The following is an 11,070-nucleotide window of genomic DNA, read 5'->3' as shown; positions in this document are numbered from 1 at the left end:
CGGCGGCGGTGAGGTAGACGGTCGCCTTGTCGACGAGCGTCTGGTGGCCGGAGGTGGGCCAGTCGGGTCCCTCGGTGGTGTATTCGGCGAGGGAGACGGGGTACTTGCAGCCCTCGCCGACCCGCTGGCCGGGGGCGAGCCGGACCTCGACGGTGCCGGGTGCGGTCTTCCACTGGTGGAAGCCGCCGGCGGAGGTCCACTCGCCGCCGGGGATGCGGTACTGGACGGTGGCGGGCCGGCATTTGCCGGACGGCGTGGCGGCGGCCGTACCGGCCGCGAGCACGGGCAGTGCTGCGGCGGTGGCGGAGACGGTCACGGCGAGTGCGGCGAGGCTTCTGAGCCCATGCGAACGTGACAAGAGGTGCCTCTGTGAAGGTGAAGGTGTGGGAGGTGGCAGGAGCGCGAGCGGCAGGCGCACGGAGGAACAGCTCCGCGCCGTGCGCGACCGTACCCCGCGCCTCGCTCCGCTGAGCGGCTGCTCAGCACAGCAAACCGCATTCTGGCGACCTCCACAACTCCCGTCAAACTTGCGCGAGTTCATCACATGCGTAGGCCGGGCGTCAGGTCGCTTCGGGGGTGCGGCGCCTTGATCCGGTTCATGCGGGATGAGGCTGGAATCGGCCCTGAGGTGGGGTCCGGGGTGCGGGAAGGGGCCCGGCTCTCCGCGATGCAGACGGGTGGGCGGCGAGGGCTTCGGCGGTCGGTTCCGGCGCCTTCGGCTCCCCACGCGCATCGAGAGGCCCCCACGCACATCGAAGCGCATCGACGACATTCCGAGTCTTGTTGCGTCTGACGCTCTCCATTAGCGTCACTCCCTGGTGAAGCGCTTCGACGCTCACGTGAGGAAAGGATTCCGAGGGTGCCCCACCAGCTCGACGCGGATGCCGTGTCCGCCGCCCCCGTCATCGCGGGGTTCCATCCCGACCCCAGTGTGTGCCGGGTCGGCAACGACTACTACCTCGCCTGCTCCAGCTTCGAGTATTTTCCGGGCGTACCCGTCTTTCACAGCCGGGACCTCGTTCACTGGACGCAGATCGGCAATGTGCTGGACCGGCCCGAGCAACTGCGGTTGCCCGCCTCGATGCCGTCGTCCGGTGGGATCTACGCGCCGACGCTGCGGTATCACGACGGACGGTTCTGGCTGATCGTCACCAACACCGCCGAGGGCGCCGGGAATCTGATCGTGACGGCCACCGATCCCGCCGGGCCCTGGTCGGACCCCGTGTGGGCGCCCGGTGTGCCCGGCATCGATCCCGATCTGGCATGGGACGAGGACGGCACCTGCTGGTGCACGGTGGCCGGGGTGTCGCAGTTGCGGATCGACCCGGTGAGCGGGAAGACGTACGAGGAGCCGCGGCCGATCTGGTCGGGGGCGCCCGGCGCCAAGGCACCGGAGGCGCCGCATCTGTACCGGATCGGGGAGTTCTGGTATCTGCTCATCGCCGAGGGAGGCACCGAGCGGGGGCACGCCGTGTCGGTGGCCCGCGCCCGCACCCCGGACGGACCGTTCGAGCCGTGCCCGGCCAATCCGGTCCTCACCCATCGCGGCACCGATCATCCCGTACAGAACACGGGCCACGCCGACCTGGTCGAGGGCCCCGACGGCTCCTGGTGGATGCTGCTGCTGGGTGTGCGGCCCCGCGGTGGGACGCCCGGCTGGCATGTGCTCGGACGTGAGACGTTCCTGGCACCCGTGACATGGGAGGACGGCTGGCCCGTCGTCGGCGGGGTCGCCCCCGACCCGGCCTCCCTGCCGTGGCCGCTCTCCCCCGCCCCCGTCGAGGCGGCGCGGGACGACTTCGACGGCGCGGCGCTGCGGCCGTACTGGATCTCCGTGCGTGAACGGCCCGCCGGGCACTGGAGCCTCGACGAGCGTCCCGGATGGCTGACTCTGCGGGCGCGGGGCGGCTCGCTGGACGAGCCCGACGTGATCTTCACCGGGCGGCGTCAGCAGCACCACACCTGCCGGGCCCGCACCCTCGTCGACGCGTCGGAGGGGCGCGGCGGTCTCGCCGTACGGCTGGACGAACGGCACCACTACGAGGTCGAGGTGGACGGCACGCGCGTGCAGGTCGTCGCACGCGTCGGCGATCTGCGGTCCGTCGTCGCCGAACGGCCGCTGCCGGACGGGCCGGTGGTGCTCGGGGTCCGGATCGCGGAACCGGCCGGGCCGCACGGCCCGTGCACCGGGCCCGATGCGGTCTCCCTCGGGTACGAGGACCCGGACGGCGCGTTCACCGCGCTCGCCTCGCTCGACGGGCGCTATCTGTCCACCGAGGTCACCGGCGGCTTCACCGGGCGGGTCATCGGCATGTACGCCGCGGAGGGCACCGTGCGGTTCGACTGGTTCGAGTACGGGTCCGAGGGAGCCGCCTGACGCTCTCCCGGCGCCCCGGACATCACCCTGAACGCCCTGCGGAGGTCCTTCTGGTGTCGAGGCGTTCGGGTCGCCGCCGGGACACGCGCGCACGGGCGGCGCGCCGAACGCGTCACCCGCGCGCGTGTCCGGGGCGCCGACGTGGCGGCGCCCCGGCCCGGGTCCCGTCCGGTGTGCGCGCCGGTCAGGCCACCGCCGCGATACGGCTCTTGATGTCCTCCGGGGAGAGCGTGCCCTTGGGCGTGACATGGTCGCCGGAGGACTCGCCGCGCAGGCGGCGGCCGATCCACGGCACCAGGTACTCGCGCGCCCAGTGGACGTCGTCGCGCCGCACCTCCAGCGTGCCGCGCGGCGGCAGCGGCGGCCACGGCTGCTCGGGGTCGGCCGGCACGTCCAGGCCGAGGACCTGGCCGGCGCGCAGCGCCACGCGCGTGTGGCCCTCGGGCGACAGGTGCAGCCGGTCGTCGTCCCAGGCCCGCCGGTCCTGCACGGACTTCAGCGACCACAGGTCGAGCACCGGGCAGCCGTAGCGGTCGGCGATGGCCCGCACATGCCCGTTGTACGTGGCGATCTTGCCGCGCAGGTGTTTGAGCAGCGGCACGCCACGGGTGTCGAATCCCGTCGTCACCATCACCGTGCCCGCCGCCGCGGCGAGCTGCGCCACCGCCCGCTCGAACCGTTCCGCGACCTCGTCGGGGTCGGTGCCGGGGCGGATGATGTCGTTGCCGCCGGCGCAGAACGACACCAGGTCCGGCGCCATGGCGACGGCCTGCGGAACCTGGTCGGCCACGATCTGGTCGAGGAGCTTCCCGCGCACGGCGAGGTTGGTGTACTGGAAGTCGCCTTCGGGCCGCCGGTCGGCGAGCAGGACCGCGAACCGGTCGGCCCAGCCCACGAACTGCCCGTCGGGGCCGGGGTCGCCCACGCCTTCGGTGAAGCTGTCCCCCAGCGCCACGTACGACCCGATCACTGATCTGCTGTCACTCTTCGAATCGTCTGCCACAGCAGGCCATGATTCACCCTCGAATGTGACCTACGCGACCGTAGGCAGGGGTTGACGGACGGTGAGATAAGCCACGCCGGATTCCTCGACGTGTCGGCCGAGGCGGGAATAACCGTGCCCCGGAGCACGGCGGCCCGGCCCGGAGCACGCTGCTCGGCCTGGACCGGACAGCCCGGCGGGCCGCTGCACCGCAGGCCCGGCGCGGCCCTGCGGTCCGCCGTGGTGTGCGGCCGGATCGCGCCGGGAGGCGCGTTGCCGCGGAGCGGACCTGCGGCACCTGCGGGAACAGCCGAAGGCCGGACCCAGGGGAAGGAGGTCCGGCCTTCGGCGGTGCGTGGCGGGCGGGTGCGGCTCCGGTCCCCGGGAGCCGCGGTGTCCCGTCCGGGGGTCAGCCGACGGAGACGCCGTGCGAGCGGAGGTAGGCGACCGGGTCGACGTCGGAGCCGTAGTTCGGCGTGGTGCGGATCTCGAAGTGCAGGTGCGGGCCGGTCACATTGCCGGTGGCACCCGACAGGCCGAGCTGCTGGCCCGCGGCGACGGACTGCCCGGCGGAGACGGACAGCTGGGAGAGGTGGGCGTACTGGGCGTAGTAGCCGTCGTTCAAGCGGATGACGACCTGGTTGCCGTACGCCCCGCCCCAGCCGGCGGAGACGACCGTGCCGGCGGCGACGGCCCTGACCGAGGTGCCGGTCGGGACGACGAAGTCGGCGCCGGTGTGGTAGCCGCTGGACCACATGCCGCCCGCCAGGTGGTACGGGGTGCCGACGGTCGGGTTGCTGACGGGGAGGGTGTAGCCGGTGGCGGCGGTCTGCGCGGCCGTCGTCGTCGCGGCGGACGACTTCTCGGACGGCTGTGCCTTCGGCGCCGTCCGCGTCTTCGGGGCGGAGGACGCGGACTTCTTCACGGACGCGCCGCCGCTCGTGGTGTGCGTGGCCTTCTTGCCGAGGGCGAGCTTCAGGCCGGGGTGGATCAGCGACGGGTCGCTGCCGATGGCCTCGCGGTTGTCGGCGTACAGCTTCTGCCAGCCGCCGCGGACGTGCTGCTCCACGGCGATCCTCGAGAGGTAGTCGCCGGGCTTGACCGTGTAGACACGGGCGCCGGTGGTGGTGCCGGTCTGCGGCGCGGCCTTCTTCGTGGCGGCGACGGGCGCCGACCGGACGGCCTTGTCGGGGGCCGACTGGGGGGTGGCGGCGTGCGCGCCGGTGGCGCCCAGGATCGGGAGGGCGAGTGCGGCGCCGCCGGTGCCGGCGGCGGCGATCGTACGGGTGAGACGCTGGGCCTTGGGACGGCGGTGCTTACCCTTCGCGGGCATGGCGAATTCCTCTCCGGCGCCTGCGAGGTGAGCTGTCGGGTGCGGACTGGAGATGTCCGGCCGCGTATTCCACGCGGCTGTACCCCAAGCCTTTCCGGGAACCGGAACAGGCGGTCTTACCTGTGGGTCCCCCGCTCCTGCCGAGCACGGGTGAGTGTGAGCGGGCTCCAGGCGGCGGCAGGATTCGGCGTTCCGCCCGGATCGGTGTGGAACGTAAGCGAGCAAGACGCGCGGAAACAAGCGCATGGTTCCGCGAATGGCCTTTCCGCTTGATCCAGTGCCCGAATTTTCCGGTCACCCTCTGTGCATTCCTCATGGGTTCACAACGGCAATTCCCCAGCAAAGAGGCCGGAATTACGTGGACATGACGGGCGACGGACGGTCACGGTTATGACGCTCCTCACGCGAGCTGTCGTCACGTCCCGCTATTTCATGGTGAGTTGGCATTAAGGCTGTAATTCGGACAGACGACCCAAAAGAGGGCAGTAGGGAGAACCGGCGTATGGAGTCGCAGTCTCCGCACTGTGCCCCGAAGCGCCCCCGTCGAGCGCCTGTGGACAACCCGTTGCCCCGGGAACGTATGTCGTATCGTCGGAAGGCACATCCCGTCGGGCCCCGAGCCGAACCGGCGGGAGCACACCCCCGATCCGAGCCGGCGGGGGCATAGAGGGAGGAGCCCTTCGTGACGCAGCAGGTGCCGTCGACCGAACCCGACCTGGCCGGAGTGCGCAATTTCCGCGACGTGGGCGGCCTGCCCACGGTCGACGGACGTCGGGTGCGGCACGGCGTACTGTTCCGCAGCGGCCACCTCGCCCACGCGACGCAGGAGGACGCCGCCTTCCTGTCCTCCCTGGGCCTGCACACGATCTTCGACTTCCGCAACGCCGCCGACCAGAAGCTGGAGGGCCCGGACGTCGCCCTGCCCGGCGTGCGGAACGTGAACCTGCCGCTGAGCGACCCCGCCGACGGCGCCGAGTTCTGGAAGATGGTCCGCGACGGCGACATCGAGCAGCTGCGCACCATCCTCGGCGACGGCAAGGCCGCGGCCCGCATGATCGCCTCCTACCGGCAGGTCATCAAGGAGCGCACCGCCGAGCACTCCCGTGTGCTGCACGCGCTCGCCGACGACAGCGTCCCCGCCCTCATGCACTGCGCGGCCGGCAAGGACCGGGCCGGGCTGTCGATCGCGGTCACCCTGCTCGCGCTGGGCGTGGAGCGGGAGGCGATCATCGCCGACTATCTGGAGTCCAACGCCAAGCACCGCCGCTACAAGGTGCGCCGCAGCAACGGCTCCGGCGACGCCTACTCCCCCGAGATCATGGAGCTGCTCAGCCCCCTGTTCGATGCGCGCACCGAGTATCTGACGGCCGCGTTCGAGACCATCGAGGAGACCTGGGGCGGCGTCGACCCCTACCTGGAGAAGGGGCTCGGCCTCGCGCCCGCGACGCGCGAGACCCTCCGCGAGCGCCTGCTCGACTGACGGGGCCGTAAGGCCGAGGACAGCAGGGCTGCCGGTCGCAGGGGGTGCCTGCCGCAGGGGCGTCGGGCCGCAGAGGGTTCCGTGACGCCGTACGGCTCTGCCCGACCGCCGTACGGCTACTGCTTGGCGCCCACCTCGAACAGCAGCCAGATGAACGCGGCCAGCACATGGCCGACCGCGATGTAGATGATCAGCCGGATCCACAGGGTGCGGGGGAAGCTCTCCTCGCGGTCGCTCATGGTGTGACTCCTGGGGTGTGGCCGAGGCACAGCGTGGCCGTCGGGCTCTGAAGCAGCGTGTGGACGAACAGCAGCTCCGCGCCGTCCGCGTCCTGGGCGGCGATACGGTGCGGGGTCAGCGAGTCGAAGTGGGCGCTGTCCCCGGGCCCCAACCGGTGCGTGGTGTCGCCGAGGCGCAGCACGAGCCGCCCGGCGAGGACGTACAGCCACTCCTCGCCGGGGTGGACGCGCACGATGTCGCCCTGCGCGCCGTAGGGGACACGCACCCGCAGGGCCTGCATGCCCCGGCCGGGCGCGCCCGCCTGCCAGTACGTCCAGCCGCCCGCCGCCGTCGGTTCCATGTCGGCGTGGCGGACCACGGCGTCCCGGTCGATGACCGTCTCGCCGAGCAGCTCGGAGACCGTCGTACCGTAGATGCGGGCCAGTGCGAGCAGCACGGGCAGAGAAGGCTGACGCTGCCCGGTCTCCAGCCGGGAGAGATGGGCCGGCGAGAGACCGGCGGCGCGGGCCGCCGCCTCCAGGGTGAGCCCGGCCCGCCGGCGCAGGGCGCGCAGCTGGGGCGCCATGGCCGGCAGGGCGTCGGAAGCGCGGCCCTCGGCGAGCGGGGCTTCCGGTGCCCGACCGTCAGCGGCCGGGTGTCCGGATGCCTGACCGTCGGAGGCCGGGCCGTCGGCCGTCGGGCTGTCGGAGGAGCTGCTCATGCCTCCATTGAGGCGCAGCTTTGCCCCAGCGGCAAATTTCTTGCCTCAGAGGCAAAAGCCGGTCTCGGCCCGGCGGTGAGGCGCCCGGCCCGGCGGGTTCAGCGGTTCGCCACCGCCTGCTTCACCAGTGTCTTGCCGAAGTCCCACATCAGCCCGCCGCCGCTGTGCGCGTCGTCCATGACCGCCGTGAAGGCGTCCACGAAGCGGTCCACGTCCCCCTCGTCGATCACCAGCGGCGGAATCAGTTTGATCACTTCCAGGTGATCGCCCGAGACCTGGGTGAGGATCCGGTGGCGCTGGAGCAGCGGTACGACGACCATCTGGGCGAACAGGCCCTTGCGGGCGGCCTGGAGCATCGCCCAGCGGCTGCGCAGCTTCAGCGACTGCGGCTTGCCGAACTCGATGCCGATCATCAGGCCCCGGCCGCGTACGTCGGCCAGCAGCTCGTATTTGTCGATCAGCGCGGAGAGCCGGGACTTCAGCAGCTCGCCCATGGTGCGGGCGTTGGCGACGGTCTGCTCGTTCTCCATGACCGACAGCACGGCGAGCCCGGCCGCCATGGCCTGTGCGTTGGAGCCGAAGCTCGCCGAGTGGACCAGGACGCGGTCCATCGACGAGTACACCTTCTTGAAGATCCAGTCCTTGCCGAGGGTGGCGCCGACCGGGACATAGCCGCCGGACAGCGCCTTGGCGACGCACACCAGGTCGGGCTCGACGCCTTCCTCGTGCTGGTACGCGTAGAAGTCGCCGGTGCGGCCGAGGCCGGTCTGCACCTCGTCGGCGATGAGCAGCGCCTTGTGCCGGTGCAGCAGCTCCTGCGCGGCCCGCAGATAGCCGGGCGGGGCCTCGTGGACGCCCTTGCCCTGGATCGGCTCCACGATCAGCGCGGCGACATCGCCCTTGCGCAGCTCGCGGGCGAGCGCGTCCAGGTCGCCGAGGGGTACGGCGGTGTCGGGCAGCAGCGGGGCGAAGCCGTCCCGGAAGCCGGACTCGCCGTTGACGGACAGGGAGCCGGTGGTCAGGCCGTGGAAGGCGTGCTCGCAGTACAGGACGCGCGGCTTGCCGGTGGCGTAGCGGGCGAACTTCAGCGCGCCCTCGACGGCCTCGGTGCCGCTGTTGCCGAAGAACACGCGGTCCAGATGCGGGCTGTGCGCGAGGAGCCGCTCCGCGAGCAGGCCGGGCAGCGGCTGGCAGTCGAACCGGGTGAGGTCGGCCAGGTTCAGGTCGAGGACGTCGTGCAGCGCCTGCCGGACCACGGGGTGGTGGCGGCCCAGGCCCATCACCCCGAACCCGGCGAGCATGTCCAGGTAGTCGTTGCCGTCCGCGTCCCAGAAGTGGGCGCCCTCGGCACGCTCGTACACCTTGTCGAAGCCGATGGTGTGCAGCATGCGCGGGAGCTGGTGGTTGAGGTACTTGCTGTGCAGCTCGTAGCGCTCGGCTCCGCGCGCGGCCAGCAGCGCCCCCAGGTCGAACCGGCCGGGCGAGCCGGACCCGCCGGGCCGGGACGGCGAGGGGGACGCGGGTTCCGCGGTTGTCATCGCTGTGTCTCCTCGGACAGCTCTTGCTCGTCGACCGGACCGGCGTCCGTGCCGGTGCCCGCACCTGCGTCCGTCGTCGCGGCACGGGTGCTTCTGCCCCTGGCGGGGGCACGCTTCGCGGTCCGGGCCCGCGTGCCCTTCGAGGCGCCTGCTCCGGTGCCCTTCACCGCACCGGCCGCGCGGCCCTTCGCGGCGCCCGTGGTGCCCTGCACCGCACCGGCCGTGGAGCCCTCACGGCCCTCCGGGTCGCCCAGGTCGCCCCGGCCCTTGGTCACGTCCCGCGCCTCCCGCACCGCCAGGCTCGCGCCGATCCGCCCGGCGACCTCGACCGGCGTGAGCCCGATGTCGGCCAGCACCTCGCTGCGCTTGGCGTGCGCGAGGAACTGCTCCGGGATGCCGAACCGCCGTACGGGCACGTCCACATCGGCGTCGCCCAGGGCCAGCGCCACCGCGCTGCCCACCCCGGCCGACCGGCTGTTGTCCTCGACGACGGCGACGAGCCGGTGCCGGGCGGCGAGGGCGGGCAGCTCCGGATCCACCGGCTTGACCCAGCGGGGGTCGACGACGGTGCAGCCGATGCCGCGGGCCTCGAGCAGCTCGGCCGCCTGGAGGCAGACCGGCGCCATCACACCGACGGCGACGAGCAGCACCTCGGGCCGCTCGGCGCGGTGCAGCACGTCCATGCCGCCGACCCGGTCGACGGCCGGGATGCGCGGCCCGACCGACTCCTTCGGGAAGCGGACCAGCGTCGGCGCGTCGTCCACGGCGACGGCCTCGCGCAGCTGGGCGCGCAGCTGGTCGGCGTCGCGCGGGGCGGCGATCCGCAGGCCGGGCACGACCTGGAGGATCGACATGTCCCACATGCCGTTGTGCGAGGGCCCGTCCACACCGGTGACGCCGGCCCGGTCCAGGACGAACGTGACGCCGCAGCGGTGCAGGGCGACGTCCATGAGCAGCTGGTCGAAGGCCCGGTTGAGGAAGGTGGCGTAGACGGCGACGACCGGGTGGAGTCCGCCGGTGGCGAGTCCGGCGGCGGAGACGGCCGCGTGCTGTTCGGCGATGCCGACGTCCCACACCCGGTCGGGGAAGCGGGCGGCGAACGGTCCGAGGCCGACGGGGTGCAGCATGGCGGCGGTGATCGCGACGACGTCGTCGCGTTCCTCGCCGATACGGACCATCTCCTCGCCGAACACCGACGTCCACGACGGCCCGCTGGAGGGGACGAGGGGTTCGCAGGTGCGGGGGTCCATCACCCCGACGGTGTGGAAGTGGTCCTCCTCGTGGGCGAGGGCGGGTTCGTAGCCGCGGCCCTTCTCGGTGAGGCAGTGCACCAGCACCGGGCCGTGGAAGCGTTTGGCGCGGCGCAGCGCGGACTCGACCGCGCGGATGTCGTGCCCGTCGATCGGGCCGACGTACTTCAGGCCGAGGTCCTCGAAGAGGCCCTGCGGGGCGAAGGCGTCCTTGAAGCCCTTCTTCGCGCCGTGCAGGGCCTCGTAGAGGGTGGTGCCGACGACCGGGGTGCGCTGGAGGACGTCCTTGCCCCAGGCGAGGACCTTCTCGTAGCTGTCGGTGGTGCGCAGCGTCGCCAGATGGTTGGCGAGGCCGCCGATGGTCGGCGCGTAGGAACGTTCGTTGTCGTTGACGACGATGATCAGCGGCCGGTCCTTGGCCGCCGCGATGTTGTTCAGCGCCTCCCAGGCCATGCCGCCGGTGAGGGCGCCGTCGCCGACGACGGCGACGACGTGCCCTTTCTCGCCCTGCACCTGGCGTGCCTTGGCGAGGCCGTCCGCCCAGCCGAGGGCGGTGGAGGCGTGGCTGTTCTCGATGACGTCGTGCTCGGACTCCTCCCGCGAGGGGTAGCCGGACAGGCCGCCCTTGCCGCGCAGCTTGGAGAAGTCCTGCCGTCCCGTCAGAAGCTTGTGGACGTAGCTCTGGTGTCCGGTGTCCCACAGGATGCGGTCGACCGGCGACTCGAAGACCCGGTGCAGGGCGACGGTGAGTTCCACCACGCCCAGGTTGGGCCCGAGATGACCGCCGGTCCTGGCGACCGCGTGCACCAGGAACTCCCGTATCTCCTCGGCGAGTTCGCCGAGTTCCGCTTCGGACAGCGCCTTCAGGTCGCGTGGTCCCCGGATGTTCTCCAGAATGGTCACGCTCGGGCCCCCTCTCGGTCCGTGCCGTACGTCAGCTCACCGTCACTGCCGGTTTCCCGGGCTTTCGCGCGGTGCCCTCCCCTTCCATCTGCTCGGCGATCTTCATCGCCTCTTCGATCAGAGTCTCGACGATCTTGGACTCGGGTACGGTCTTGATCACTTCGCCCTTGACGAAGATCTGCCCCTTGCCGTTGCCGGAGGCGACGCCGAGGTCGGCCTCGCGGGCCTCGCCGGGGCCGTTGACGACGCAGCCCATGACGGCGACGC

General features: G+C 71.9%; 8 protein-coding genes, 2 pseudogenes and 1 riboswitch. Of the genes and pseudogenes, 2 read left to right on the top strand and 8 right to left on the bottom strand.

Features of this window, described 5'->3' with window-relative positions:
• Positions 1–358 (bottom strand): annotated as a pseudogene (locus tag MTQ10_RS21295) (hypothetical protein); the annotation flags it as partial.
• Between the two features lie 501 nt (positions 359–859).
• Here MTQ10_RS21295 and MTQ10_RS21290 point away from each other — a divergent pair.
• Entirely contained in the window at positions 860–2,377 is a 1,518-nt protein-coding gene (locus MTQ10_RS21290) for a glycoside hydrolase family 43 protein (RefSeq protein ID WP_247470694.1), read from the top strand.
• Positions 2,378–2,561: 184 nt separating this feature from the next.
• On the opposite strand, the gene MTQ10_RS21285 is transcribed toward MTQ10_RS21290, so the two are convergent.
• Positions 2,562–3,347, bottom strand: coding sequence for an SGNH/GDSL hydrolase family protein (locus tag MTQ10_RS21285; RefSeq protein WP_247470718.1), 786 nt, complete (start codon positions 3,345–3,347; stop codon positions 2,562–2,564).
• Positions 3,348–3,768: 421 nt separating this feature from the next.
• Positions 3,769–4,692: a M23 family metallopeptidase gene (locus tag MTQ10_RS21280; protein ID WP_247470692.1), complete on the bottom strand. Its 924-nt coding sequence runs from the start codon at positions 4,690–4,692 to the stop codon at positions 3,769–3,771.
• A gap of 2 nt (positions 4,693–4,694) precedes the next feature.
• A riboswitch (cyclic di-AMP (ydaO/yuaA leader) is annotated at positions 4,695–4,855 on the bottom strand.
• 519 nt (positions 4,856–5,374) lie between these two features.
• On the opposite strand from MTQ10_RS21280, the gene MTQ10_RS21275 reads away from it, so the two are divergent.
• Positions 5,375–6,172 (top strand): tyrosine-protein phosphatase, encoded by a 798-nt coding sequence (locus MTQ10_RS21275; protein WP_247470689.1) that lies wholly within the window; start codon positions 5,375–5,377, stop codon positions 6,170–6,172.
• A gap of 116 nt (positions 6,173–6,288) precedes the next feature.
• Here the strand turns inward: MTQ10_RS21275 and MTQ10_RS21270 are convergent, their stop codons facing one another.
• From MTQ10_RS21270 to MTQ10_RS21250, 5 genes and pseudogenes are all read right to left on the bottom strand, one after another.
• The gene (locus MTQ10_RS21270; RefSeq protein ID WP_247470686.1) at positions 6,289–6,411 is read right to left on the bottom strand and encodes a DUF6126 family protein; all 123 of its coding nucleotides are present in this window, start codon (positions 6,409–6,411) and stop codon (positions 6,289–6,291) included.
• On the bottom strand, positions 6,408–6,977 hold the full coding sequence (locus tag MTQ10_RS21265; protein ID WP_247470714.1) for a helix-turn-helix domain-containing protein: 570 nt from the start codon (positions 6,975–6,977) through the stop codon (positions 6,408–6,410). The genes MTQ10_RS21270 and MTQ10_RS21265 overlap by 4 nt, the downstream gene beginning before the upstream one ends.
• Before the next feature lie 233 nt (positions 6,978–7,210).
• Complete coding sequence (locus MTQ10_RS21260; protein ID WP_247470682.1) at positions 7,211–8,650, bottom strand: aspartate aminotransferase family protein; 1,440 nt, start codon at positions 8,648–8,650, stop codon at positions 7,211–7,213.
• Between the two features lie 281 nt (positions 8,651–8,931).
• Positions 8,932–10,803 (bottom strand): annotated as a pseudogene (gene dxs, locus MTQ10_RS21255) (1-deoxy-D-xylulose-5-phosphate synthase); the annotation flags it as partial.
• A 31-nt stretch (positions 10,804–10,834) separates the two neighbouring features.
• Positions 10,835–11,070, bottom strand: a 236-nt coding sequence (locus tag MTQ10_RS21250) for a flavodoxin-dependent (E)-4-hydroxy-3-methylbut-2-enyl-diphosphate synthase (RefSeq protein WP_247470679.1), incomplete at its 5' end; no start/stop codon positions are given.

Origin of the sequence: Streptomyces sp. XM83C (genome assembly GCF_023072675.1) — a bacterium.
In the GTDB taxonomy this organism is placed as follows: domain Bacteria; phylum Actinomycetota; class Actinomycetes; order Streptomycetales; family Streptomycetaceae; genus Streptomyces; species Streptomyces thermocoprophilus.
Note: the sequence above shows the minus strand (reverse complement) of the source record. Positions and strands in the feature narration are given on the sequence as shown.